The sequence below is a fragment of the Nonomuraea sp. NPDC005650 genome, assembly GCF_040605375.1.
Taxonomy (GTDB): Bacteria; Actinomycetota; Actinomycetes; order Streptosporangiales; family Streptosporangiaceae; genus Nonomuraea.
The window spans coordinates 1-24,887 of the sequence record NZ_JBEXCR010000083.1 but is presented as its reverse complement, the minus strand read 5'-3'; the positions used below and the strand labels follow the sequence as shown (position 1 = coordinate 24,887).

Annotated in this window: 31 protein-coding genes; 26 read left to right on the top strand and 5 right to left on the bottom strand. The window is 71.1% G+C overall.

Translation table 11 applies throughout. From position 1 onward, the window contains the following. Positions 1-1,072, top strand: a 1,072-nt coding sequence (locus ABZS69_RS64400; protein ID WP_355394171.1) for a hypothetical protein, incomplete at its 5' end; no start/stop codon positions are given. Between the two features lie 27 nt (positions 1,073-1,099). On the opposite strand, the gene ABZS69_RS64395 is transcribed toward ABZS69_RS64400, so the two are convergent. Beyond that, positions 1,100-1,369, bottom strand: a complete 270-nt coding sequence (locus tag ABZS69_RS64395) for a hypothetical protein (RefSeq protein ID WP_355394168.1) — start codon at positions 1,367-1,369, stop codon at positions 1,100-1,102. Between the two features lie 266 nt (positions 1,370-1,635). On the opposite strand from ABZS69_RS64395, the gene ABZS69_RS64390 reads away from it, so the two are divergent. Together ABZS69_RS64390 and ABZS69_RS64385 are read left to right on the top strand one after the other, a co-directional pair. Continuing rightward, a complete protein-coding gene (locus tag ABZS69_RS64390; RefSeq protein ID WP_355394165.1) occupies positions 1,636-1,809 on the top strand; it encodes a hypothetical protein in 174 nt (57 codons plus the stop codon). Between the two features lie 277 nt (positions 1,810-2,086). Continuing rightward, positions 2,087-2,476, top strand: a complete 390-nt coding sequence (locus tag ABZS69_RS64385; RefSeq protein WP_355394163.1) for a hypothetical protein — start codon at positions 2,087-2,089, stop codon at positions 2,474-2,476. Between the two features lie 177 nt (positions 2,477-2,653). On the opposite strand, the gene ABZS69_RS64380 is transcribed toward ABZS69_RS64385, so the two are convergent. Both ABZS69_RS64380 and ABZS69_RS64375 read right to left on the bottom strand, forming a co-directional pair. Continuing rightward, positions 2,654-3,451 (bottom strand): hypothetical protein, encoded by a 798-nt coding sequence (locus tag ABZS69_RS64380; RefSeq protein WP_355394160.1) that lies wholly within the window; start codon positions 3,449-3,451, stop codon positions 2,654-2,656. A 20-nt stretch (positions 3,452-3,471) separates the two neighbouring features. Beyond that, positions 3,472-4,185 (bottom strand): ParA family protein, encoded by a 714-nt coding sequence (locus tag ABZS69_RS64375; protein ID WP_355394157.1) that lies wholly within the window; start codon positions 4,183-4,185, stop codon positions 3,472-3,474. Positions 4,186-4,383: 198 nt separating this feature from the next. On the opposite strand from ABZS69_RS64375, the gene ABZS69_RS64370 reads away from it, so the two are divergent. Continuing rightward, positions 4,384-5,217, top strand: coding sequence for a hypothetical protein (locus tag ABZS69_RS64370; protein WP_355394154.1), 834 nt, complete (start codon positions 4,384-4,386; stop codon positions 5,215-5,217). Beyond that, entirely contained in the window at positions 5,214-5,651 is a 438-nt protein-coding gene (locus ABZS69_RS64365; protein ID WP_355394151.1) for an NUDIX domain-containing protein, read from the top strand. Before ABZS69_RS64370 ends, ABZS69_RS64365 begins: the two co-directional genes overlap by 4 nt. 44 nt (positions 5,652-5,695) lie before the next feature. Here ABZS69_RS64365 and ABZS69_RS64360 read toward each other — a convergent pair whose 3' ends face one another. After that, positions 5,696-6,457 (bottom strand): GntR family transcriptional regulator, encoded by a 762-nt coding sequence (locus ABZS69_RS64360; RefSeq protein WP_355394148.1) that lies wholly within the window; start codon positions 6,455-6,457, stop codon positions 5,696-5,698. A gap of 172 nt (positions 6,458-6,629) precedes the next feature. Continuing rightward, on the bottom strand, positions 6,630-7,415 hold the full coding sequence (locus ABZS69_RS64355; RefSeq protein ID WP_355394145.1) for a GntR family transcriptional regulator: 786 nt from the start codon (positions 7,413-7,415) through the stop codon (positions 6,630-6,632). Between the two features lie 198 nt (positions 7,416-7,613). Between ABZS69_RS64355 and ABZS69_RS64350 the strand changes: the two genes are divergently transcribed. The 21 genes from ABZS69_RS64350 to ABZS69_RS64250 form a co-directional block, all read left to right on the top strand. Further along, positions 7,614-7,835, top strand: coding sequence for a helix-turn-helix domain-containing protein (locus ABZS69_RS64350; RefSeq protein WP_355394142.1), 222 nt, complete (start codon positions 7,614-7,616; stop codon positions 7,833-7,835). Continuing rightward, on the top strand, positions 7,835-9,001 hold the full coding sequence (locus tag ABZS69_RS64345; RefSeq protein WP_355394139.1) for a hypothetical protein: 1,167 nt from the start codon (positions 7,835-7,837) through the stop codon (positions 8,999-9,001). Before ABZS69_RS64350 ends, ABZS69_RS64345 begins: the two co-directional genes overlap by 1 nt. Continuing rightward, entirely contained in the window at positions 8,998-9,417 is a 420-nt protein-coding gene (locus ABZS69_RS64340; RefSeq protein WP_355394136.1) for an SsgA family sporulation/cell division regulator, read from the top strand. Before ABZS69_RS64345 ends, ABZS69_RS64340 begins: the two co-directional genes overlap by 4 nt. After that, positions 9,414-9,665 (top strand): hypothetical protein, encoded by a 252-nt coding sequence (locus ABZS69_RS64335; protein WP_355394133.1) that lies wholly within the window; start codon positions 9,414-9,416, stop codon positions 9,663-9,665. The genes ABZS69_RS64340 and ABZS69_RS64335 overlap by 4 nt, the downstream gene beginning before the upstream one ends. A 1-nt stretch (position 9,666) precedes the next feature. Continuing rightward, positions 9,667-10,095 carry an ATP-binding protein gene (locus ABZS69_RS64330; RefSeq protein WP_355394130.1) on the top strand — a complete coding sequence of 143 codons (429 nt, stop codon included), beginning with the start codon at positions 9,667-9,669 and terminating at the stop codon, positions 10,093-10,095. Continuing rightward, positions 10,092-10,352: a hypothetical protein gene (locus ABZS69_RS64325; RefSeq protein WP_355394128.1), complete on the top strand. Its 261-nt coding sequence runs from the start codon at positions 10,092-10,094 to the stop codon at positions 10,350-10,352. The genes ABZS69_RS64330 and ABZS69_RS64325 overlap by 4 nt, the downstream gene beginning before the upstream one ends. Continuing rightward, positions 10,349-12,061 carry a hypothetical protein gene (locus ABZS69_RS64320; RefSeq protein WP_355394125.1) on the top strand — a complete coding sequence of 571 codons (1,713 nt, stop codon included), beginning with the start codon at positions 10,349-10,351 and terminating at the stop codon, positions 12,059-12,061. Before ABZS69_RS64325 ends, ABZS69_RS64320 begins: the two co-directional genes overlap by 4 nt. A gap of 143 nt (positions 12,062-12,204) precedes the next feature. Continuing rightward, complete coding sequence (locus ABZS69_RS64315) at positions 12,205-14,517, top strand: hypothetical protein (protein WP_355394122.1); 2,313 nt, start codon at positions 12,205-12,207, stop codon at positions 14,515-14,517. Positions 14,518-14,747: 230 nt separating this feature from the next. After that, entirely contained in the window at positions 14,748-15,935 is a 1,188-nt protein-coding gene (locus ABZS69_RS64310; RefSeq protein WP_355394119.1) for a M48 family metalloprotease, read from the top strand. Between the two features lie 101 nt (positions 15,936-16,036). Beyond that, complete coding sequence (locus ABZS69_RS64305) at positions 16,037-16,558, top strand: RNase adapter RapZ (protein ID WP_355394116.1); 522 nt, start codon at positions 16,037-16,039, stop codon at positions 16,556-16,558. A 91-nt stretch (positions 16,559-16,649) separates the two neighbouring features. Further along, positions 16,650-17,090, top strand: a complete 441-nt coding sequence (locus tag ABZS69_RS64300; RefSeq protein ID WP_355394113.1) for a hypothetical protein — start codon at positions 16,650-16,652, stop codon at positions 17,088-17,090. Next, positions 17,087-17,587 carry a Pycsar system effector family protein gene (locus ABZS69_RS64295; protein WP_355394110.1) on the top strand — a complete coding sequence of 167 codons (501 nt, stop codon included), beginning with the start codon at positions 17,087-17,089 and terminating at the stop codon, positions 17,585-17,587. Before ABZS69_RS64300 ends, ABZS69_RS64295 begins: the two co-directional genes overlap by 4 nt. A 98-nt stretch (positions 17,588-17,685) precedes the next feature. After that, complete coding sequence (locus ABZS69_RS64290; protein ID WP_355394107.1) at positions 17,686-18,438, top strand: hypothetical protein; 753 nt, start codon at positions 17,686-17,688, stop codon at positions 18,436-18,438. A 111-nt stretch (positions 18,439-18,549) separates the two neighbouring features. After that, positions 18,550-18,738: a hypothetical protein gene (locus tag ABZS69_RS64285; RefSeq protein ID WP_355394104.1), complete on the top strand. Its 189-nt coding sequence runs from the start codon at positions 18,550-18,552 to the stop codon at positions 18,736-18,738. Then, positions 18,735-19,349 (top strand): hypothetical protein, encoded by a 615-nt coding sequence (locus tag ABZS69_RS64280; RefSeq protein ID WP_355394101.1) that lies wholly within the window; start codon positions 18,735-18,737, stop codon positions 19,347-19,349. The genes ABZS69_RS64285 and ABZS69_RS64280 overlap by 4 nt, the downstream gene beginning before the upstream one ends. Beyond that, positions 19,346-20,038, top strand: coding sequence for a hypothetical protein (locus tag ABZS69_RS64275; RefSeq protein ID WP_355394098.1), 693 nt, complete (start codon positions 19,346-19,348; stop codon positions 20,036-20,038). The genes ABZS69_RS64280 and ABZS69_RS64275 overlap by 4 nt, the downstream gene beginning before the upstream one ends. Continuing rightward, positions 20,035-20,307 carry a hypothetical protein gene (locus ABZS69_RS64270; RefSeq protein ID WP_355394096.1) on the top strand — a complete coding sequence of 91 codons (273 nt, stop codon included), beginning with the start codon at positions 20,035-20,037 and terminating at the stop codon, positions 20,305-20,307. Before ABZS69_RS64275 ends, ABZS69_RS64270 begins: the two co-directional genes overlap by 4 nt. A 138-nt stretch (positions 20,308-20,445) precedes the next feature. Then, positions 20,446-20,622 (top strand): hypothetical protein, encoded by a 177-nt coding sequence (locus tag ABZS69_RS64265; RefSeq protein ID WP_355394093.1) that lies wholly within the window; start codon positions 20,446-20,448, stop codon positions 20,620-20,622. Positions 20,623-21,238: 616 nt separating this feature from the next. Then, positions 21,239-23,170, top strand: coding sequence for a hypothetical protein (locus tag ABZS69_RS64260; protein ID WP_355394090.1), 1,932 nt, complete (start codon positions 21,239-21,241; stop codon positions 23,168-23,170). Positions 23,171-23,458: 288 nt separating this feature from the next. Next, positions 23,459-23,935: a hypothetical protein gene (locus ABZS69_RS64255; RefSeq protein WP_355394087.1), complete on the top strand. Its 477-nt coding sequence runs from the start codon at positions 23,459-23,461 to the stop codon at positions 23,933-23,935. Positions 23,936-23,973: 38 nt separating this feature from the next. Next, a partial coding sequence (locus ABZS69_RS64250) for a DUF4158 domain-containing protein (RefSeq protein WP_355394084.1) occupies positions 23,974-24,887 on the top strand: 914 nt, incomplete at its 3' end.

The window sequence follows — 24,887 nt, the reverse complement described above, 5'->3', positions numbered from 1 at the left end:
CGCCACCGAGCGCGCCACCGAGCGCGCCACCGAGCGCGCCACCGAGCGCGCCACCGAGCGCGCCACCGAGCGCGCCACCGAGCGCGCCACCGAGCGCGGAGTCGATGCGGAGGTCGAGCGCGCCCAGCGGGAGCTGCAGGACGCCGAGCGCGAGGCGAGGGCCGCCGTACAGCGCGCCAGCGCCCTGCTGACCCTGACCAAGCAGCCGAACGGGGTCGGCCTGCTCACCGACGCCCAGTTGGCAGCCCGCATGAAGCCGCTCACCCAGCACGCCACGGCGGCGGCCCTCACACTCGCGGCCGCTGAACAGGAAGCCCAGCACTACGCCCGCGACGGCGGCGGCCTCACCGAACGGGCGCTGCGGCAGACGCGGGCCCGGCTCGCCGAACAGGTCCGCCAGATCGACGCCGCCGAGCACGCCGCCCACCGCCTGCAGCAGGCCCGCCAGACCGTCGTCGACGACCGTGCGCAGCTCCGCGCGCTGCGCCAGAGCGAGGCTGATCTGCAGCGCGAGCTGGACGGGCTGGGCCGGCTGCGCCCCTCGCACCGGGCCCGCCGCCGCGAGCTGGACGCGACCCTGCCCCTCCTCCGCGAGGACCTGGCCGTCGTGCGCGAGCGTCTGGCGCCCGTCTTGGAGGAAGGCCCCGCCCTGGAGAGGGCCGCTCAACAGGCCGCCGCCGCGGCGCCGCCCCGAGCGGCCTGGCCGCTGGCGCGGCGCCAGCACGACGACCTCGAACGCGACCTGGTCACACTCCAGCGCGAGGCGCGGGCCCGCGACGTCGACGACGCCACCTACCGTGCCGACCGCGCCCGCCACGACCACGAACTCACCCAGCAAGAGCTGGCCGCCGTCGACGGCGAGCGCCGGCGCCGCGCCAGCCTGCCACCTGATCGGCGCGAACTCGAACGCGCCGCACGCGTCGAGCACGCCCAACGCCAGCGCGCGGCCGCCGCACGAGGCGATGGCCCGATCCGGCCGGAAGGCGGGCGGCAACGTGAACACGAACGCCCGCAGGCCTACCGGCCCCCGCCCAACCGCGGCGTCGACCGCGGGCCCGGCCTGAGCCGCTGACCCGTCCCCAGACCCCCCGGGGGACGGTCAGCGCATGCTGTCGGCGAGCACCTGGTCGACGTGGTTCGGGTCGGCTCCCGTGGCGGCAGCGATCAGCGGGATCAGGCCGCTCACGGCGGAGATGTGCTGCCCGTACAGGGGGCCGATCCCCACGTGCGGCGCGTCGGCGACCGGGTCGTCGGGCAGATCGTTGCGCCACAGGTTCGCCCACCAACTGCCGGTGCCTTCATCCCAGCCCCACACGCTGCGGTTGTCCCAGCCCTCCAGCAGGAACCCGAACGGTCCCGGACGTCGCATGCTCGTCTCCCCCTTCGCCATCGCACCTTCGGTCATGGTCATGAGTAGCGTGCCGCAGGTTCCGGCCGGGACACCTTCGCGCTCTGGGACTCCACACACGCGTCGAGCACAGCGGCGGCCTCGATGGACTCCAGTGCCGGCGCTGAACCGGCGGGATGGTTACGCCTGTCCCAAGGCCGCAGGCGTTGCCGAAAGTTTTGAGCGCTCTGCCCGACGGTCTTCGGACTGTCGGGTACGGGCTGGGCATGGGAGAAAAAGGCACTCCGATGAGCAAGCAGGCTGCTGGCCGTGTCCAGTCCAAGGCTGCCAAGCAGCCCTCCAGCGCCTCCAAGCAGACCGGTTTCGACCGCCGAGCCCAGTCCGCCGGTGACAGGAACGAACAGCGCGCCCAAGGCAGCGGCCAGGGCAGCGCCAAGGGCAAGGGGAAGGGCAAGCGCTGACGGTTGCCGAATTGCTCTTATGAAGGTCAAGGGCCGCGCCCTCGCCCCTCGCGCCAAGGCGCGAGGGAGCGCGAGGGGCGCGGGCCCGGCGGATCGACGGCCAGGCGTGCGGCTCTTGGGCCGGTCCCGGCCGCCGCCCACCGGGCCCGCGCCCCTTCCCCGAGCGGGGATTGCAACCTCGCCTTGACGCCAGTCAGCCATGCCTGGCAGATCGGTCCGACTTGTTCGTACCTTCCGCTCAAATGGCACAAGTCTCAGCACCAGGCGAGGGGCATACATGAGACTTCCGGCATGGCTCACGACGCGCAAGGGCAGCGTCAACGGCCACTCCCCCGATCCGTCCCCACCCGACCGTTCCGACGTGCGCGTGGCCACCGAGCTCGGCGACGCGCTGATCGCCTACTGGCGCAACGGTGGCTGGTTCGGCTTCGACACCTTCATCAGGTGGCTGATCGACCATGGCCACGTGGCCGAAGCCGCGTACGCGCTCCAGGCCATCGCGGCGGTACAGCGCGATGAGGAGGCGGCCAAGAACGTACGGGATCGAATGCGCGGGCCGGAAAACAAGCTGGCGAAACGACTCCGGGAGACGCTGCCAACCCAGCTCCCCGACAGCCGGCCAGGTGTGTCCCAGGAACCTCTTCCCGGACCGGCACAGGCCTCGTAGCGGCTGGCGCCTCACGATCGCCTCACTTCGGTACCCGCCGCACGGGCTGGGGGCGATCGCCGCCGTGGGACCTCCTACGTCGGCCCACGGCACCGGACATGTGCGGGTGCTGTCCTCGTTGGCGGGTGCGAAGGGCGCGTGGCGATTGCTGCACGCGCCCTTCTATTGCAACTGATGTCACATGTCTTCTGACGGCTCGCCTTCCAGCTCGCCTTCCAGCTTCACCCGCAGCTCCTCAGGGAGGTGGTTCTTGATCTCCGCAGCGGCTTTGAAGAGCTTGTAGGCCACCGAGAAGCCCTTTTCTGGGGCATGCTGGACCAGACTTCGGCGGCTATCTTCGTCGTCCAGCACCGCGAGGACATCGTCGTACCGCTTCCAGAGCGAAGAGGAGGCGCCTCTGTTCTCCTCCTTGGCATTCGACTGGAGGTAGCCCATCTCGATTGCCGTCTTCTCCAGTGCCGCAGCCGACTTCCGGCCAGGCGTGGCCTTCCACACCTCGATCGCGGCATCGTGGCTTACGTCGTGCCATACCGGGGCGATGGCGTGCCCCTGGCCAGGATTAATCTCTTTGTCTGAGTATGGGGCCAGCCCGTGGATCACTGGGGCGATCAGTATGAGGCGGTTCCCGTACGACGCCGTCCAGTCCCACCGGATGCGCAGATACTCAGGCCACGACTTGTAGCCGGCGGTTTCCCACTTCCTGCCCTCCCGGATGTACCCGAGCAGCATGCCCAGCTCGCCGTAGAACTGGCGGTGGATCGTGGCGATCCGGTTCTCGATCTCCTCCAATGAGGAGTTGCCGTCGATCTCGACAACAAATTTGTTGTCGAGATCCGCAGGGGAGACGATCTTCCCGTCGATTGGCTCGGGATCGGAGGCGGTCTCGGCGTCGGCCCACGGTGGTGAGACGTCGTTCAGTTCTTCGCGGCGGGCGAGAAGTTCCTCGAAGCCCTTGCGCTTGTTCTGCTTGTTCATGGGTTCATCCCTGGTCGCCGTCACGCACGGGCCCCGTGGACCCGGCCGATGTTGAGCAGGAGTTCGGTGTGCACGGCCGCGATGTCCTCGCGGATCTTCGGCGCGTACCGCTCGTTCCAGCGGGTGATGGGTACGCCAGCCTTGAGGCTGTTGGGCCAGGCCCGGTAGAGCCGGACGAATGAGTGGAAGTGCGGGATGCCCTGATCTTCGAGGGTCTTCCAGGCGTCCATCACATGGTCGGCACCGACTTGAGGGTTTGCTTTGGTCACGACCACTGCGTGCGGGATGCCCAGTTGCGCGACCCGCTTGGCAGTCCGGAGCGTGGGGAGGACCGACTCTGGCTCGTGGTCGTAGGGAATGAGGACGAAGGTGGAGGCCTTGACGATCTGGGAGAGGATGTCGTGGCCCTCCAGGCTGCCGGGGCAGTCAACGAAGATGGTGTCGTACTGGCGCATCTTGCGTACGTCGGCTACCCGGCCCGGGTCCAGCTCGTGTACCACGTCGTAGCCGGGAGACTCCATGACGCTGGTCAGGTCGTAGGCGTTGGCTTGGGGGTCGATATCCCAGATAAAGGCCTTGCCGTTGGATTTGGCTGTGTGCGCGGCCAGGGAGAGGACGAGCATCGTCTTGCCGACGCCGCCCTTCTGGTTGGCCACGGTCACCAGGTAACTGTCGGTGCGGCGGGTGATAGCCGCGGTGGTTGCGCCGCTCGAAGCGGTGGCATCGGTGGTCATACGCGTCACGATCCCACATCGGTGGGCGTAGGCGTGGGATGCATACTCGTGATCATGAGACCAATTGGTCTCACCGCGTCGGTGAGAGAGGGCAGGACCCTTCGTGGGCCGGGCGGATCGCCCGGCATCGAGCTGCTGAGCTGGTATACAGGTACACCACACTCAGACATTGGTGCACGGCCTCATAGCTAAGTCCACATGCCGCATACACACGTTGAAGCGACCGTCGCGACCGCAGAGCGGGCCGGTGACGGCCAGTTCGAGGACCGGATATTTCTGCTGCCCCAGGCGGTGATCGTCCTGGACGGCGCGACAAGCGTGGAGCTCGGGCCAGGGAGTGGCGGCTGGTACGCCGACATGCTTGGGCAGCAACTGGCTCGCCAACTCGCCTCATCGGACGGCCCTGACCTACGCGACGTGCTCGCCGAAGCGATCGCTAGCCTGGCCGTCACTCACGACCTCCGGCCGGGCCGGGCCCCATCCGCCGCGGTGACAATCCTGCGCTGGACGGCACAGGTGGTCGAGGGCTTGGTGCTCTGCGACACCAGCCTCGCCCTCCAGAGCCCCGGTAAACAGACCACCATCCTGCATGATGATCGGCTCCACAAACTCGACCACCCTCACCGGGCTGCCTATCTCGAAGCCATCAGAACCGGCAGCGCCTTCGACCGCGAGCGGCTCCGGTACATGCAGGCGTTCACCCGCAAGTACCGCAACCGGCCTGGCGGCTACTGGGTTGCCGAAGCTGTACCAGAGGCCGCGAATGAGGCTGTGCGAGGTATCTGGCCGCGAGAAGAAGTAGCCGCAGCGCTGCTGGCCACTGACGGCGCCGCCGCCGGCGTCGACACCTATCGAGTAATCGACGACTGGGCCGCCGGATTCGCCATGGCGAAGGACCGCGGAGTGGAAGCGATGCTTGATCTCGTGCATCAGACCGAGCTCGGCGACCCACAGGCACGGCGCTGGCCACGCTTCAAGACCCACGATGACAAGGCGCTCGCCTTCGTCCAGTTTCTGCTGGAGGCGTGGTGACCACAGACGAGCGGCCTCTGCACTCCGTCAGCGTCGGAGCGGCTGTGGTCGCCGACGGCAGCCGGCTGCTGGCCATCCGCCGACGCGACACCGGCGCCTGGCAACTGCCGGGCGGCATCCTGGAGCGGGATGAGGGTCCGCTTCAGGCTGTGCGGCGCGAAGTGCTGGAAGAGACCGGCGTATTGGTCGAGCCCGGGCCGTTGACCGGCGTGTACAAGAACATGGCCCTGGGCGTCGTCTCGCTCGTCTTCCGCTGCCACGTGATCGGGGGCGAGCCACGCCCCACCGAGGAGGCCACCCAGGTGGCTTGGCTCACGCTTGAGGAGATCGCGCACCGGATGGTCGAGGCGTTCGCCATCCGCCTGCAGGACGCTGTGGCAGCGGAGTCGACGCCACAGGTACGGCTCCATGACGGGACCAACTTGATCGTCTGACGCTCGGGCTAGCGACCGCTCGGCGCCTCCGCCCCCGGTTCTTCTTAGATGGTCTTCCACCCGTAGTCGAGTGTCCAAGCGTGGGTGGGCATCACATGGATGCAGACCTCCACGGCCCGGTCTTCCGCAGTCCAGCCTGTGTGAACGATCTCGAAGACACGCTGATCCTCCGTCATCGCCAAGTAGGAGACCTCCTCAGCGGTGGGTGGACGTGCAGTGATGCGCTCGGTGATCCTGACCTGCTTGTACCCGAGCTCGGCGAAGCGCGAGATGATCCCGCCAGGGCCGGTGTCCTCCTGTTCGATTGCCGTACCGGCAGCGATGTCCACCGGGATGTAGGACGTGGCGATCTGCAGCGGAATGTCATCGGCACCCATGTGACGAATCCGCACAACGGCGCTCGGCTCGTCAGCGGGGACCTTGAGGATCTCGGCGATCGTGGCCGGCGGGACTATCCGTTCGATGCGAACGTTGACCCGGGGTGTGCGGCCAAGAGCCCTCACCTCGACATCGAAGGCGCCACGGCCACGCTCACGCGCATCGGTGCTGTAGCGGGCTTCGGCGTTGCGGACGATCGGTGGAAGCTCGCTCACGAACATCCCCTTCCCGCGATGGATGCGCACCAGGCCCTCAGCAACGAGCACTCGGATCGCGTCATTGACAGTGGCCCGGGAGACGCCCAGTTCGTCGGCCAGCAGGTCTTCCCTTGGCAGAGCGCCGCCCCGGGGGTAGTCGCCATCGGCGATGGCCTGACGGATCACGTCCGCTACATGGCGATACACGCTTCGCTTCGGGATGCCGCTCATAGGCCGCAACTCTACCCGGTACGCGGTACCTACTGGCAGGCGGTACGTACCTCCTACTTGACAGCTGATGGGCGTCAAGGTCTACTCATGGCCAAGTAGGCGGTACGTACCGCGTATCCCTAGCGCGATTCGTGTCCGATTTGCTGGAGGCTCGATGACTCCAAACGGTGGATCAGTCGGGGATGTCGAAGGTGTACGACCAGGAGAAGCGGCTTGCGGCGTGGATGCCGCGGGCGTACTCGATCGGCCTGCCATCGACCGTTCGAGTGATCCGGTGCAGTTCCACAACCGGCTCGCCGGCCGGGAGTTCCAGAAGCAGGGCTTCATCAGCTGTGGGCATTCGTGCCGTCAAGCCCTCGGTGATCTCGTGGGGAGGCAGTCCCCGGTCGGTCAGCACCTGGAAGCCGCCAGAGCTTCCTGCTATCCCCGGCCGGGGGTCTACGAGAGGCGTACCGTCAACATCGGCCTGGCGGTAGTACGAGGTCATCGTGTGCGTTGGCGCGCCATCGCGGGTCATCACCCGGGCGCGCTCATATACCGGGTCCCCGACGGAAATCCCCAACGCCGCCGCCGTTCGTTCGTCGGCCTGCACCAAAGCCACATCCTGCGTCTGGCCGCCCTGCTGGACGATGGCAGGACTGTCGCCGCGGCCGTCAGCGTGAGCCTCAACTGTGGTCGCCTGCCATCGGTGGCGGGCGTACCGGTCTGTCCCCAGTTGTCGGACGGGGTGGGCCTGGCGGACGTAGACGCCAGAGCCGTGAATGGCGTTGACCAGCCCTTCGGCCTTCAAGGTGGCCAGGGCCTTGAGCACGGGGTTCTGTGTTACGCCGTATCGCTCGGCGAGCACCCGCACGGCGGGCAGCTTGTACCCGGGCGGGAGTTGCCCGGATTTGATCTCCGATCGCAGGTCATCGGCGATCTGGCGCGAAGGCGGGATCTGCTCCCTTGGGTGCTGCATGAATCCACCATACGTGAATTGCTGTACAGCACTTGCTTGACCGTGTTGCGTGACGCGTCTAACGTAAGTGCTGTACAGCACTTGCTGTCGGTCACTTCAGTGTATGTCTCCAATGTCCGAATCGGCAAAGAGTTGCGGCCCCGGTGGTGGTGCACCGAGGCCGCGGCGAGTCGCGAAACCTGAAGGGAACCCCGACTCATGGCAATCATCGCTGATCTGTCCCCCACCGGCGACAGGCTGCTGACCTCAAAAGAGGTCGCCCGTCTGTTCCGTGTCGACCCCAAGACGGCCGCGAGGTGGGGCGCCACCGGTCGGCTCGCGGCGATCCGAACGCCCGGCGGTCGCGACCTGCGCTTCCCCGAGGCTGAAGTCCACGCCGCCCTGCAGGTCTTCCCTGACCTGGCGGGGGTGTGTGCCTGATGAGCATCACGGCTCCCGGGCATGACCCGTCCCGCCACGACCTCGACCGGGTCCTGGCTGAGATCGAGCAACGCCTGGTGCTCGACCAGGCCCCGCCCGCTCCGCCGCCAGCGCCGCTGGTCGACGAGCCCATGGCCGAAGTCGAAACCACCGTCACCCGGGTCGACCCCGACGGCCAGGACGACGAACTCGGCGACGACGACCAGGACGACGCTGACGAGATCGTCGATGCCGAGCTCGTGCCCTCCGAGTCCGGCGAGCTTGAGGTGTCCGGGGAGACCGCGCGTGTGCAGCGGCTGCGCCTGCAGGTGGCTGAGGCGCACGAGCTGGCGCGGCTGCAGGCCGATGAGGCGCCGCTGATGCTCGAGTCCAAGAAGCTGCGCAAGCGCCGCATGGACGTCTTCGAGGCCGCCCGGCTGCATGAGCTCTCCCAGGACCCGGTGGCGCTGGCCTACCGCGACGCCAAGGTCCGCCGCATCACGACCGTGATGCTGATGACGGCGGCCGCCATCGGCCTGGCCGTCTCCAGCATCGGCGTGCAGGCCTCGGTGACCAAGGCCATGCACCTTCCGGAGCACAGCGTCGGCTGGTGGGCCGCGTTCCTGGTCGAGCTCGGCATGAGCCTGCCGCTGCTGGCCACGGTCGGCGTGCAGGCCTACTCGGCGATGCGCGGCAAGGTCGTGGACCGCAAGTCCGAGGCGGGCCGGAAGATGTTCCGCGCCGAAGCGCTTCTGCTGACCCTGACGCTGGTGCTCAACTGCTGGCCGGCCTTCGTCGTCGGCTCGTTCGATCTGCTGACGCTGATCGTGCACAGCCTGGGCCCGGTCGGGGCGGTGGTCTCGGTGTGGGTGCTGCCGGCCCTGTGGTCGGTGCTGGAGGTGCTGCCCGTACCGGAGACCGGTACAGGCCGTACCGATGGCCGTACTGGCCTTCAGTACAGGGCAAACGCCGGACGCCAGTACGGCGCTCCGCCGGCCCGTCAGAGGGTCGATATCGAGGCTCTGACCGACCGGGCGCGCGCCCTGATCGCCGCCGGGAAGCTGTCGGCCGACCCGGGCATCCAGAAGATCGGCAAAGCACTGGGGTGCGGCACCGGCACCGCCACCAAGGTCAAGAAGGCCCTCCAGGCTGACTCCGGCCCGGCGGTTGAGGGGGCGACCTCGTGAAGAAGCCCGTGATCGTCGAGGAGTTCGTCACCCTGAGGCCGTTGGAGGACGGGACGCCGGTCATGGCCGCGTTCCGCTTCGACTCGACCCTCCCGTACGAGGTCAGCATCGCCTTCTTCGACGGAGACCTGCCGGTCACGTACGTGATCGACCGGCAGACCCTCACCAACGGCCTGGAGGTGTCCCAGACCGGCCACCACGTCCTGGTCGGCCCGCACAGCAAGAACAAGCTGCGGACCGTCCTGGTGTTCACGCCCGGCCATGAGCAGGGCGGCGGCGCATCGTTCGGCATGTACGCCGCCAAGCGCGGGCTGTGGCGCTTCATCGCCCGCACCATGGCCGCCGTCCCGTTCGACCGCGAAGAGGACCACCTGGACCTGGACGCGGTCGCGGCGCGCCTGCTGGGGGTGTCATGACCGCCCTGCTTGCCCCCCAGCAGGGGCTGACCCGTGACGAGCTGGTGATGCTGGCGGCCGCCTACAGCGAGCTGCTGGCCGCGGCCCGGGCGAGCGTGGCGGCCGCCGAGCTCGGCGAGGCCGACCCGCTCGTCTACGTGCGCGAACACCTCGCCGAGCACGGCCAGCTTCCCCCGGCCGGGACCCGGCCGATGCGGCTGCTGGCCCAGGCCGCCGTCCCGTCGACGCACCGGGCGGGGGTGGCCTGACATGGCGATCACGATCACCGTGCCGACCGCCTGCGCCCGCTCGTTCGTCGGGATCCCCGCCACTGTCAGCGAGGCCCGCGCCTGGGTGCGCGAGGTGCTGCCCAAAGGGTGCGGCCGCGTCGACGACGTGCTGCTGGTGGTGTCCGAGCTGGCCACCAACGCGGTGCTCCACTCCGCGAGCGGTGCGCCGGGCGGCCGGTACGCCGTGCAGCTGGAGGTGGACCCGGGCGCCCACAGCGTGGGGGTGACCTGCATCGACATGGGGCCGGTCCTGGTCAAGGCGTCCCGTCCGGTGGGTGAGGGCGGGCACGGCCTGGCCCTGGTCAAGGAGCTGGCCGACACCTACGAGGTGCGCGCCGAGCCGACCAGCCGCACCGTGTGCTGCTGGCTCGACTGGCCCACCACCGCCGCCGACGGGGGGCCGCGATGAGCGCCCGCCGTGGCGAGAGCGTCACCGGTCACCTGGTGGGCGTCGGCATCGTCTCGGCGCTGGCCTGGTGGGGCCTGCAGGCCACGTCGCTGCCGCCGCTGGCGGCGGCGTGGCTGGCGGGCCTGGTCACCGGCCTGTTCTGCCTGCCCGGCCTGTCCCTGCTGCTGCGCAAGGCGCGCGCCGCCGTGGCTGCCGAGCCTGCCCGCCCGACCCGGCGCACGCGCGGCGCCGGGACCACTTCGCGGAGGACCTCATGACCGACCGCACGATCACTGCGCCCCCGGACGTCCCCCCGGACGTCCGGGGGGACACCCCGCCCGCGACCAGCGACAACGCGATGCCGTTCGACGCCGGCCCCGCCGCCCTCCCGGCCGCTCCGGCCGGGGCGGCGGAGGTGCCCGCCGAGGAGTTCCGCAGCCCGGAGGAGGCGGCGCCGGCGGGCACGGAGACCCCGGACGCGGACGACGACGACTCCGCCCAGCAGGACGCTGAGCAGAGCGGCAGCCGCCTGCCCGCCGGGCAGCTCGCGCTCGGCAGCGCCTCCGGGGCCGCAACGGTGCTCGGCACCCTGTACCACCTGCTTGGGCTGCCGGGCGTCGTGGGCGGCGCCGTGGTGACCGCCACCGGCGCGGCGCTGTACGTGGCGCGTCGGCGCCAGGGCCGCAACGGCTCCCGCTCGCGGGGCGAGTCCGGGCCGTCGAGGGGCGGCGGTTCCGGGCCTGCCCGCTCCGCCCTGTTCAGCGGGGGCCGCTCCTCCCGGGACGGCGTGATGTCCCTGTTCGGCGGCGGGGGACGTACCCGCCGCTCCGGAGACGGCGGCCCGTTCGGAGGGCGGCGCCGCGCTGGCGGCGGCGGGCACGGCTCGGCGGGCAGTTCGACGTCGACCGGCCGCACCAGCGGCGGCAGCGGTGGCGGGTCGGGCAGCAAGGCCACGGCACCCAAGGTGGACAAGACCGGCCAGGCCGTCAAGCACCAGCACACGCCCGTGCGGACCGCGTTTCGCCAGGTCGGCCGGGCCGGCCGCACGATCGGCCGTGCTGGTCGAGCGACCGGACGCGGCGTCGGCCGGGCGGGCAAGGCCACGGGGCGTGGCGTCGCCCGGGGCGCGAAGTGGGTCAACCGCAAGGCCGGGGACCGGCCCGTCCGGGTCGCCCGGTTCGCCGGCCGCCACAGCACGCGCACGGCCAAGGCGATCGGGCGCGTCGGCAAGCGCCTGGGCCACGTGCTGGGGCGCGGCGCGCGCCGGGCCGGCGCGTACGTCGACCGGCGCACCGGCAGCCGCGTCTCAGCCGCCTGGAAGGCCGTCCAGGGCGCTGGCGGCGGGTTTCGTGAGCTGCGCCGCCGCGCCGCCGCCGGGCTGTGGCGCTGGGACGCGGGCCTGACCGCGTCCGCCGTGGCCCTGATCGCGCTGATCAGCGAGCGCTGGCGCAAGCGCCGCAAGGCCCGCGCCAAGGCCGACGCCGAAGCCGCCAGCTCGACCACGACCAGCACCGAGACCGATCAGGCCAGCACCGCGAAGGCCGTCGGGGCACCCGCCTCGACGGTGCTCGTGGCTGGCGCCGGCGTTCGGCGCCGTCACCCGTATCAGCCGCCGTCCGGCGGCATGACGACCAGGAGGTCACTCCACATGTCCGGCACTTTCCCGCTGGTGGCAGCCGCCGCCGAGATGAACGCCCTCGCCCACACCTACGCCCCGATCGACATGTGGCAGGTCTCTCGGGAGCTGGACCAGCTGCCCGAGCTGCCCGCCAACGTCGCCAACTCCGTGCGGGCCTACCTCGTGCGGCTGCAGGGCGAGTACCCGATCCACCCGGCCGTCGTGGAGAAGCTGGGCCAGTTCTACGCCGCGCACCGGATGCTCATCGCCATCGCCCAGGAGATCGGCCCGCTGTTCAAGCAGATCCACGCCGACGACCTCAAGCGCGAGGACGCACCCCGCACCAACGAGCCGCTCTGGAACGTCTGACCAGCCCAAGCGTGCTCTGAGGGCCCTCTCCCAACCCCTCCCCGCGTGGGGTTGGGACGGGGCGCCCCCGGTGCACGACCGGCCATCACCACAGCACCGACCTGCACCGACCTGCACCATCCGCATTGAAGGAGTGTTCCCCGGTGACTTCGACCAAGACCACCGTGAAGACCGCACAGGCCGACTGGTCCTTGACCCCGCGTGGGCCCGTCCAGGCGACGGTCCAGGGCGCCTTGGCGCTGGCCGTGCTGGGCGTGGGCAGCGAGTTGGCGTCGGTGTCCCCGGTGTGGGCCGCCGTGGCGGGCGTGGGCGGCGTCGGCGCCACCATCTTGACCGCCACCCGGCACAACCTGGGCCCGGCCGCCTTGTTCTACCGGATGGGGTGCTGGCTGGGGGCGGCGGGCTGGCTGGCCTACACCTCAGCCACCACGGTGTTCTCCGAGTACGCCGTGGGGTCGCTGGCCGTGGGCGCCCTGGTGGCGGGCCTGGCCTCCCCGCTGGGCAAGCCGACCAAGGACCGGCGCCTGCGCAGCGCCACGGCCCCGGCCCGGGCCAGCACGGCCCTGCTGTCGCGGCAGGCCGTCCAGGTCGCGACCGACTGGGAGGCCCGCATCATGCGGGTGTGCCGGATGCGCGTCCAGGTCACGGCCGTGGTGCCGTGGTCGACGCGGGCCGGCTACGACGTGCACCTGGTGCTGCCCGGCGGCGGCGTGACCCGCCAGCAGCTCGCCAACTACGCCGAAGCGCTGGCCACCGACGCCCGCCTGGCCATGGGCTGCGGGATCGAGGTCGCGCCCGGCGCCGACCGGGGCCTGGTCGTGCTGCGGGTGTCCACAGTGAACCGGATGGCCATGCCGATCGGCTGCCCCGACGACTTCTCCGCGCTGTCCATCATGGGCGCGCTCGCGTTCGGCGAGCACACCAACTCTGACCCGACCGAGATCGCCATCCGGCAGGAGGCGGTCCTGCTGGCCGGCAAGCGAGGGTCGGGCAAGACCACCCTGCTGCAGGTCCTGTCGATCCTGCTGGGCCGCTGCGTCGACAACCTGACCTGGCACATCGACCTCAACGGCGGCGGCGTGACGCAGATGTGGATCGATGTGTGGCTGGACGGCAAGGTCGAGCGCTGCCCGATCGACTGGGCCGCCGCCGACATCGAAGAGGCGATCTTGATGCTGACGGTCGCGGTCGCGATCGCCAAGCACCGCAAGACCGCCTACCGCAAGCTCAAGCGCAAGCACAACACCACGTTGCTGCCGGTCAGCGCGAGCCTTCCGCAGATCACGATCGTGGTCGATGAGGGCGCCGAGCCGTTCAAGGACCCGCGCCTGGCCAAGCTGCTCGGCGAGCTGCAAAACATCGGCCGCGAGCCCGCCGTCAACCTGGTCATCTCGGCGCTGCGGCCCACCTCCGACCTGGTCCCGGCCAACATGCGCGTGCAGGCCGGCGTCCGCGTCCTCATGCACGGTCCCGACGATGCCGAGATCGGCCACATGTTCGGCCAGTGGGGCCAGGGCCTGACGATGGACGCGCTCGGCGGGCCGGGCACCGGCCTGATCAGCATCGCCGGCGCGCGGGCCCGCCCGTTCCGCGGGTTCAACGTCTCCCCCGAGTTGGTCGAGCGGGCCGCCATCGCGATCGCCCGCATGCGGCCTGACCTCGACCAGGCTTCGGCCGACGTCGCGGGCTACTGGTATGCCACCCGCTACGAGCGGATGCGCGCCACGTTCACCGCGATGGCGGACATGGAGGAGGGGGAACAGGACGCCGCTCCGGCCACGACGGCGCAGACTCCCCAAGCTGGCGCTTTGCCTGCGGCGCGGCGTGCGTATGAGCCGACGCCGCACCCGGCTCACGTGCCGCCCGCCATGCCGCCCGGCGCGGAGACGGCCGGGGTACGCCACCTTCAGCTCGTGCCCGGCGGCCCCGGCGGCAACGCGGCGGACTGGCCCGACCTGATGGCGCCCCCCGCAGAGCAGGCCGCACCGGCGCTGCCCACCAACGCCGTCGACTGGCCCGACCTGATGGGGATGCCGTCGACCAGCCCGACCGTGCCGCCAGCCCCGGCCGGGCTGCCCGCGCCCGGCTCACCGAACGTGCCCGCGATCCGGCACACCCCCGGCCCGGCCCCGGCCCGGCTGGTCGAAGGCGGCCACCCGCTCCCGCCGTTCGTCGAGGCCGTGCTGGAGGTGTTCCAGCAGGCCCGCCGCGAGCGCGTCCACTCCGAGACGATCGCCCGCGACCTGCACATCGTCGACGGCCAGGGCCAGCCCAACACCAACGCGCTGGCCGATCTGCTGCGCCCGCTCGGCGTGACCCCGCTCAAGCGGGCCTTCAGCGTCAACGGCGAAGAGGCCCGCGGCTACGCCCTCGATGACGTCCTGGCGGCCGCCAACGCGATCCGCGCCGGCAGCCTCCAGGTGCCGCCGGAAGTGGCCGACTGGAGCGCCGCCTAGCACCCGGCCGGGTGTCCGGGGCGGACGTCCACCCCGGACACCCGTACACCCCCCGGACAGCCCCCCGTACGGCCCTCGACCAGCGGTTGAGCGGCCCGACCCCCCGGACGTCCGGGGGGAGGGCACCCCCCTCCAACGCTCCGAGACCCACCCGCACCCCCGCCGTGTCCACCCGGACACCCGGACACCCGGACACCCCGGGCACCCGGACAACCCGAAAGGACGATCACATGACCGACTCGACCACCCAGGCCGCGCCCGCCGACGAGCTGACCGGCCGCATCCTGAACGCCGACGAATGGCCCGACTTGCTGGCCGAACTCCGCGACGACCAGGCCGCCCCCGCGGACCCGTCGACGGCGGACGAAACCCTGACAGCACGCGTCCCCGACGACGCCCCCGGCGAGCCCGGCCCGGCAGGCCGACCGGCCCCGGCCGTCGACGTCGAGGACGTCAGGGACGTCGACTGGGAGGACGCGCCCGAGGCCGACCTGGACGCCGCCCTGGACGCTGACCTGGACGTCGAGTTGGCCGGCGCCATGATGCTGACCCGGTCCATCACCCGCGCGGCCGGAACCGGTGAGGTCCTGGTGACCATCGCCCCCGCCGAACTGTCCGACAACGCTCAGTCCACCATCAACGCCTGCACCGCCATGGACCGGCTCACGCTCTCGTCGTCGGCACTGTCGGCGACGTCGGCCCGGCTCGGCGCGACCCTGGCGCACGAGACCGCCCACCTGGCGCTGGGCCACTGCCAGGGCCGGCACCGCTGGCACCTGGCCATCCGGGCCGCCACCCTCCTGGCGGCCGTGCTGGGAGGCGCGGCGATGGCCGGTGGCCTGCCCTGGTGGCCGACACTGGCCGCGCTCGCCCTGGCCGTGGCGTTCGTCCTCAGCGACGCCCGCACCCGCCGCCACGAGGAGTACGCCGCCGACGTCCTGTCCGCCAAGATCCTCACGCACATCGGCCACGACGGCTACCGCATGGTCACCACCACCCTGGAGTGCATCCCGCAAGATCCGGTCTGGTACCGGGCCGGGGGCTGGCTACTCGGCAGCCACCCGACGCCACGCGCCCGCGCCCGCCGCCTGGCCAAGGCCACACCCGAGTCCCGGCGCCGCCTGGCCGACGTCGCCGGCGCGGCCACCGCCGAACTCGAGGGCGCGCCGCTGGTCATCGCCCGCGTCCTGGCCGGCCTGAGCATCCTGACCGCGCTCGGCGCCCTGCTGGCGCACGCCCGCTTCGCCGCCATGTTCGGCCTGGGCGGCATCCCCGCCCTGATCGTGTTCGGCGGCGTGGGGGTGTCCGCGGTCCTGGCTGCGATCGCTGCCGCCCGCGGGCGGTTCGCCCCGCTGCCCGTCTATCTGGCCATCGCCATCACGGCGGCGCTGACCACGGCCGCCGCGCTGTCGGCGTGATGAGGCGCCCTGCCGTGGCTCTCTGCCAAGACCAGCCACGGCGGGCGCGCCTCGACCTCCCCACCGCTCCCATCCGGATCAAGCAGAAAGGCACTTCCATCATGATCGACCCGGCAACCCGAGTCAGCGCCACCTTGCCCGATTGGCTGGCCGACCTCCTCACTCAGCAGGCCACCGAAGCGACCGGCGCCCCGACGCCCCGGCAGGCCTCTGCCGTGGAGATCACCTCGTTCGGGTACGGCCACCCCGCCCCGCCGCCCGAGGCCGACATCGTCGTCGACGCCCGCCGCCGCTTCCGCAACCCCCACGCCGACCCGGCGATGCGCGAGCTGACCGGCCTGCACGACAGCGTGCGCGCCCACGTCCTGGCCACCCCCGGCGTGGCAGCCGTCATCCGCCACACCGCCCGGCTCGCCGCCGAACTGACCACCGCCACCACCACCGCCACCACCACCGCCACCACCGTCGCCGCCAGCGGGCCGGTCACCGTCGCGGTCGGATGCGTCGGCGGCCGCCACCGATCGGTGGCCATGGCCGAGGCGATCGCCGCCGAGCTCGCCAACGCGGGCCTGACCGTCGCCGTAGTCCACCGCGACGTCCACCTGCCCGTCATCCAGCGCTGACCTGCTGACTGTTGCGGGTGCTCGCCCGGCCACCAGGCCAGGCGGGTGCCCGGAGCCGGTCAGCTCCACTCGAGGAGAAAGGCAGACCCCCATGACCACCACGACCATCCAGCATCCCGGCGTCCTGCATGAGGCCCGGCGCTTCCTGGCCGCGACCGCCGAGCGCGTTCGCCAGGAGGACGACCTGCTGAGCTACCCGGTGGACCGGGCCGTCGTCAACGCCGTGCTCGGCGCGAGCGGCGTGCTGCTGGGAGACCGGCGCGGCGGCGAGCGCCTGGCGGTGGCCAGCGACCAGCTGCGCCACCACGTCCAGCACGGCCAGGCCGACCGCCAGGACGCGGCCGTCGCCCACACCCTGCTGGCCATCCTGTACGCGCTGGACCACGAGACGGACTCCCAGGCGCACCGGCACCTGCAGGACGCCAACGACCTGATCGAGGCCGACGACACGCTGACGGGCGGCGACGCGCTCGTGCTGTGCGCGCTGACCGGCCTGGCCTACGCCCTGCTGGCCACCCGGGACAGCCAATGAGCACCCGCCCCCAGACGCGGATCGACGCCCGCGCCATCGCGACGTCGATGGACGACACGCTGGAGCGCGCGACCACGACCGTCGACGGCGCCCTGGCCCGGGTCGACGCGAAAGCATCCATGCTGCTGGCGTTCGCGCTGGGCCTGGCCTCCGCCGTCGTCGCGCTCGCGGTGGCCAGGCCCCGCTTCCACCCCGCGGCCCTGATCGCCGCCGGCGGCGCCGGGGTGATGCTCGCCGTGGCGGCCGTGCTCCTGCTGATGGCGGTGCGGCCGCACCTGCCCCGGGTCGGTGCCACGGGGTTCGTCTCCTACGCCCGCGCCAAGAACGGCGGCGACGTGAAACGGCTGGTGACAGCGGCGGGCGGGTTCGACCATCTCCACCACATGTCCGGCCTGGCGGTGGCCAAATACCGCGTCGTCCGCCGCGCGGTCGACCTGGTGATCGCGGCCGTCATCGTGCTGGCCATCGCCATCCCCGCAGGACTCATCGCCGCATGACGGGGGCCCTGGGCTCCCTGATCACCCCATCAACGAAAAGGAGAACGATCATGTGGGGACTTCGCCGCCGCGATACCGCAGCCGCTACGCCGCCGCACGTGTCCGCCGCCCCCCAGCACAGCCAGGACAAGACACCCGCTCCAGGGCGCGCCCGCAAGCTCGCGCTGGAAGTCGCCGAGCGGGCGCTGGGCGGCCCGTGGGCTCCGTTGTGGAGACCGACGAGCGACGACCCGCGAACGATCACCGCGTTCGCTCGTGTCGTCGCGCCCTGGTACGAGCGCGCCACCACCGCCGCCGACCTGGAAGAGCGCCACCGCGTCGTCACCGCCCTGCTCAACCAGACGATGGCCTTCACCGCCGACGACGTTGTGGAACTCGGTGAGCAGATCGTCGCCGCGGCCGCCGACCGGCACGCGTTCCTGACCGGCACCCCGCTCGGCGAGGACCTGGCCGCCACGCTCGCGGCCACCGGCGCCGTGCTGGAGGAGCAAGTGCGGCGGGCCTACCAGGACCGCGCCGCGCTGGCCGCGCTGACCGCCGCCCTGTTCCCCGCCGCGCTGGCCGACGACGACCCGGCGTCGGGCCGCACGGTCTTGTACATCGACCTGGCCGGGCGGCAGATCAGCTACCACATCGACAACGCCGACCTGCACCTGTTCGGCCACGTCCACCAGGACGGCCCCGAGGACGACCCGGACGCCCCGCTCGTCTCGCGCTGGGACGGCCACGACCGCGACACCAAGATGGCCCGGATCGCCGACACCGTCGCCGAGCTCACCGAGCACCACGACCCGGCCTCCGCCATCGAGTGGCTCACCGGTGCGGCCGCTCAGCTGGCCCCGCCCAACTAGCCCGGCACATCAGACGGGCGCGCATCACCGCGGTCAATCTGCCAAGACCTCCGCGGCGGGCGCGCCCGCATACCCCAACCAATCCCACAGATCAGAGAGGCAGATCCCATCATGACCGTGCTCGAACAAGAGCGCACACTCGGCGCCCCGCACACCCTGGACAAGGAGCGCCTGGCCGTGGTCCTGGCCGAAGCCGACCACCTGGTGGGCCTGGTCGATGAGGGCCTGGCCGCGATGCACGAGGGCCTGGCCCGCATCGACGCCATCATCGGCCGGACGCAGCAAGGGCTGGGCCGATGAACGGCCAGACCCCGACCACCGTCCACGTTCCGGCCGCCGTCCAGCCCGCGGTCCAGGCCGGCGACCCGAATGAGCAGCCCGTCGTCGCGTTGCTGCGCAGCGAGTTCGACGCCCTCAAGGCTGAGCAGCGCTCCCGGATCCAAGCGCGTGACCAGTTCTCGCACCTGATGCTGACCGCCGTGTTCGGGGTCGCCACCGCCACGGCGGCGGTCGGGCGGGTGGAGCTGGCCCTGCTGATGCCGCTGGCCGCGCTGGTGCTGGGCTGGAAGTACGTCCACAACGACCACATGATCAGCGAGATCGGCCGGTACGTGCGCGACCGGCTGGGGCCGCGCCTGCACGGGCTGGTCGACGACGCGAGCGACCTGCCGATGTTCGAGTGGGAGACCGAGCGCAACGGCGACCGCTGGCGCCTCTCGCGCAAGTGGCTGCAACTGGTCGTGGACCTGGCCGCGTTCTGCGTGCCCGCGCTGGGCGCCCTGGTCGTGGTGTGGGCTTTTGGCCCGCACACGCCGGCGGTGCTGGCGGTCTCCGTCCTGGAGGCGGCTGCGCTGGCCGTGCTCGCGTTCCAGATCACCCGCTACGCCGAGCTGGGCGGGGGTGCGCGATGACCGCGATGCCGGCGACGGCCGACGTGGTGCTCACCGGCGTCCCGTACGCCTACCGCGACCACGTGCGGGACCAGGTGGTCACCACGACCGCCTACACCACGCGCGAGCCCGGCCTGCTGATCCGCAGCCGCGATCCCGAGGAGGGCGAGGACGGGGCGCACTGGCTGATCGCGCACTGGCAGGGCGATGCGGTCCAGGGCGTGCGGGACTACGCCTCGCCGTGGGTCGCCCTGGTGGTGGCCGACCAGCTCGGCGCGCTCGGCGTCGACTGGCGGCGGCCCGGCCAGGCGCTCAAGGCCGACGGTGCGCCGGATGGGTTGTGGGACGCGCTGTCCCCGGCCGCGCTGGACGCCAGCGCCGACGACGTGCTGCTGGCCGCCTCCACCTACGACGACATGGACCGGTGGGACAGCCACGAGGCGCTCATGAGCCTGCTGGCCGCCGGCTGGAGCCCGGAGACGCTAACCGGTCGGCTCCTCACCGAGCCGGGAACCGCAACGCCGCTGGCGGGCCGGGTGGCTCCGCTGCTGCAGGCGCTGGCGCCGCTGGAGGGGCGGCCGCGGTGGTGCGGCCAGTGCCTGCCCGCGGCCCGCCAGACCGCCGATGAGCGCGGCTGGCTGACGCCCTGCCCGCGCTGCCACCACGCCGCCACCCAGGCCGCCACCGGGACGGAGGGCCGTTCCTCGTGAGCACGCTGTCGGAGGTCGAGGCGATCGCCGCGCTGCTGGAGCGCCTGCCCCAGGCCGACGCCGCTGAGCTGGTCACGCTGGCCCGCACCTGTCCGGAGTTCGGTGTGCAGGCCCTGCTTCCCCGCGTCCAGAGCGTTCTGGACGAGCTGCGCCACCGCCTGATCGAGGTCATCACCCAGGCCCACCACGAGGCCGCGCTGGCTGAGGCGTGGATCGCTTCCTTGGAGGCTCACGCCGAAGCCGAGGCGGACGTGGAGAGCGCCGCGTGACGGTGCCGACGTTGCGGGTCCTCGCCTGGCCGTGTGCCAGGCGGGGTGCCCGGGGCGCCCGCCCCGACACGACAAAGCCCCAGGCGTTCATCCAGCCAAGAACGCACGCCCGGGGCCCCCATAGCAGGGAGGTCCACCATGTCACAGAAGCCCGACGCGTCCTACCGGCAGGCCCAGAGCCGTCTCGTTCGCGAGGCCGCCGAGGCGTACCAGACGCCCGACTGGGGTCAGGAGGACGGCCACTCCCGGGTCGCTTACGACCGGGACCTGCGCCGGTCGATGCCGGTCAACAGAAAAGGCCGGCGGACGAAGTGACGCTGCGGGTCCCCGCCTGGCTGGTGCCGGGCGGGGTTCCCGGGGGGCCCGCCCCGCAAGCGACCAACGCCCGAGGAGGAGATGCGGGCGAGGGCCCCGGCAGCCGGATAACCCGGGAGATTCAGGGCGTCAGAGCCGTAAGGGGGCCTCTAACCAGGAATTCTGACAAAAAGAGCGCGCGATCTGTAAAGGCGTCTGGTAAGGATCTGGTCATGTCGGCGCCGTACGCTGCCGGCCCGCCCCACCCCTGTGCGTCGGTGCCCGATCTGCGCCCCTCCCGCCCTGTTTGGGTTCGCCATGTGCGACACGCCGGGGGTTTCTGGCGCGAAGGCGTTCATTCACAGGTTGTCAACATGGAAGGATGCCTGACTGACTGGACTTTGATCACGACGCCGGGAGGCGCCTCAGGCAAAGAAAAACGCCCCGCAGGCTGCGGGGCGTTGAACAACTTCATCTCGAATGTCTCGTTTGAATCGATCAGCTCGAATGCTTTGGCCGGCGGAGAGCGGATCGACGTCAACGGGTTTTGTCACGTCTGGAGACGACCATAGCATCGCGCCAGGCGGTTAGCCCACCATGCCCTGAAGACACGCCGGGGCTTTGGCCAACCGCATCGTTGATTCCGCCCGACGCTGGGCCTGATGACCAGCTCGGTGACGAGCTGGCGGCTGCGCGGGCCTGGCGCGCCCGTGGTGAGCGCACTGACCCGGCGCCGCGCGCGACGTCCCCGGAGCCGTGTGAGCTGCACGGGGCAGGCCACGACCCCGCCTGCACGGCGTGCCGGCTGGTCAAGCGCGAGGCCATCACCGTGGCGCTCGCCGCAGTTAACGCACTGGTCGGTGGCGCCGTCTCCGCCCGCTCCCAGCGGGCGTGGATGCGCGCGGTCGAGACCGATCCCGACCTGGCGGGCCGACGCCAGGACGCCTTCCGCAACGCGCTGGCCGTAGCCGGGATCGTGATGTGGTCGGCCAAGCCGTCGCCGGTCCACCCGGGCGTGTGGACCTCCATCCCGACCCGCGCGCGCATCATGGACCGGGCCGGCCTGAAGGAGACCGCGGCCAAGGACTGGGTCCGCTGGCTACGTGAGCACGGCTACCTCGGCACGGTCACCGAGGGCAGCACCCCCCAATACCGGGGGGTGTTCGAGGGCCAGGACGACGGCGCCGGCAATCTCGGCGCCGAGTACGTGCTCACCATCCCCCTGGCCCGGCAGGGTTCTCCCGAACCGCTGCCGGCGGAGCCGGCCGAGGCATCCGCCCAACCCGCTGGGCCCGCCGCGCAGGAGAACTCCCCTCCTGCGCTCGTTTCTGGGGACGAAAAACGACCCCCCACGGTTGATCTCTCTAAAGAGAGATCAACCCAAGCTAACTCCCCCGTCGTACGCGCACGCGAGGACCGCACAGCGGGCAGCGAGAGCGCGGACGCCACCGACTGGATGTGGCCCCTGTCCGCAACGCCGGAAACCAAGATCGAGATGCTCCAGGCGGCGCAGGCCCTGCGGGCCCGCAGCCCGATCCTGCGCACGATCACCGCCAAGCACCTGCGCTCGCTGCTGCGCGAGTACTTCCGCGGCGGCTGGAGCCCGAACGACGTGCTGCACGGCCTGGACCACCGGCCCGACGGCACCGCCTGGACCTTCACCGAACCACCCCGATGGCTGCCCGGCTGGATCCGGCACCGCCTGGCCGCCTGGCGCACCCCCACCGACGACAGCATCGGCGAGCTGCTGCCCTCGCTGTCCCAGCAGCGCGCCGCCCTGCGCCAGGCCGCGGCCGCCGAACAGGCCGCCGCGGCCGCCGCCCGCCAGCGGCTGCTGGCCGGCCGGGTCGACGCCGGCGCCGGACCCGCGGCCGCCGCCCGCGCCGCACTCGCAGCCGCGGGCCCCCAGGCCGCTGAAGCCCTGCAACGTCACCAAGATCAGCAACCCGCCGATCTGTACAATGTAAAGATCATGGCATCGCACAGCGGCGCCTCAACGCCCCCCGCGGGCGACCGACCCCTCTCCCGGCCCCAACCCTCCAACCGGGAGGCGATCGACGCCCCCTGTGGCTCTCAGCGGCCCGCCGGGCGCGATTCGGAGATCACCCCGTCGTCGATCACCCCGCCAAGCGCCGCAATCGACGACGCGATGGAGGACACCGACGCCGGGCACGCCGCGTTCCTGGCCGCCAACGACGCCCGCAACGCAGCCAACGCCGGCCGCCGGGCCGAACTCGTGGAACAGGCCCGCGCCATCGCCGCGGCGCGCACAGCTAGCGCTCCGGCCAACCCCAGGCCCGCAACCGTGGTGCGCGCCCCCCTGCAGAACCGGCTGACCGACCTCATGGCCACGCACGACGACGGCTCTCCCAGTTGTCTGCCAGGTGCGCCCAGCCCCACGCCCCCGGTCGAACAGCAGGCCCGCACCACCGGCGCCGCGCCCGGCATCGCACGCACCGCCGACGCCCCTGTCCAGCCGGAACGCACCCTGCAGGATCGGCTGGCCGACCTCATGGTCAAGCACGCCCCGAGGCCGGTAACCGCCCGCCTTAGCGTCAAACGATCATGAACGTCGTTCGGTTGTGTACACAAAGAACTTCCCCGGGCCACGCCGGAGCAGTCCAGCGGGAGCCCCAGGCGGTGCAGGAGTTCCCGTCCGGTCCATGCCGGGTTGTGTACACAATGTGGATCACGAAGAAGATCGGGATCCGGGACGCCCGCGCCCGCCTGGCCGAACTCATCGAAGCGGCCGGCGGCGGCGACCTGGTCGTGTTGACCCGGCGCGGCCGCCGCGGTGTGGCAGCGCCACCTCGCCGAACAGGAAGCCGAGCGCGAACGACGCGCGCAGGAGAAGGCCTTGGGCGAGCGGCTGCCAGCGACCAAGCGGGTACCGGTCTGCCCGCACTGCAGGTCCTCCTACCTGCAGGTCGCCTACACCGGGCCCGTGGTCAACGCCCTGGTCAACACCGCCGACCCGGGCGCCGGTGTGCAGGACGTCGTCGTCGACACCGACGTCGGCCAGCTCGATGCGGTGGCGTGGGTGCGGTGCGCCTCCTGCTGGGAACCGCTGGCCGACGGGCCCCGCCAGCACGGCTCCCCCGCGCACCGTACGGCGGTCGAGATCGCCGAGAACGCCTCCTGGGCCGGCGTGCCGTGGGAGGCGACAGACCCCCTGGTGGTGAAGGAAGCGGAGATGGGCCGCTCATTGCGGATCGTGCTGCAGCACGACCTGGCCCGCGACAAGGTCCAGCGGGTCAGCATGTGGGAGTACATCGGGTGCCACCGGAATACGGCAGAAACGGGCCGCAGGCTGATCACCGTCGTTAAGATCTAACGATTCGCGCCGGTTAGTGACAGCTTCCGGAGGTTCGGGTGGCGTCGATCGATCGGACGGCCTACCCGAGGTTCGCGCGGGCGGTGTCCGCTCGGGAGTTGGCGGAGGTGTTCACCCCGTCGCTGGCCGAGGTGGAGTGGGCGCGCGGCAAGACGCAGGACGACCAGCATCTGCTGGCGCTGCTGGTGTGGTTGAAGGCCTACCAGCGGCTGGGGTACTTCCCGAAGCTCGCGGACGTTCCAGCGGTGGTGGCCGAGCACATCCGCGGCGTGATCGGACTGTCAGAACACGTGGTGCTGGCCGGCGCCGCGGAGCGGTCGGCCAAGCGGCATCGGAGCTTCATACGCCAGCGCATGGGCGTGGTGTACGACGCGGCCAGAGTACGGGCGGTGGCAGCCGAGGCGATCCGCAAAGCGGCACAGGCGAAGGACAACCCGGCCGATCTGATCAACGTGGCGTTGGAGGAACTGGTCCGCGCGCAGTGCGAGCTGCCGGGTTACACCACGCTGGACGAACTGACCAAGAAGATCCGTACCGAGGTCAACCGCGGGTTTTTCACGCTCGTGGCGGGCCAAGTCGACGCGCCCGCCCGCGCCAGACTGGCCCGGCTGATGGTGGTCGACCCGGTCACCCAGCGCAGCGAGTACGACGCCTTGAAGGATGTGGCCCAGGCTGCATCCCTGGGCAAGTTCAAGGCACGCTTGGCGTTCTTGCGGGACCTGGACGCACTTGGGCCGACGGAGGAGTGGCTGGAGAGCACCCCTCCGGGGAAAATCGCACATTTCGCGGGCGAGGCGCGAGTGACCGATGTCGCCGACCTGCGCAAGGTGCTGGATGAGGACAAGCGGCTCACACTGAGCTGTTGCCCTCCTGACGGAGGGCTCGGTCGCTTCCACTTCCTGGACAGAGGTTTCTGGACGGTATTGCGCCTGCTCGTTAGGGTGTCCAGAAA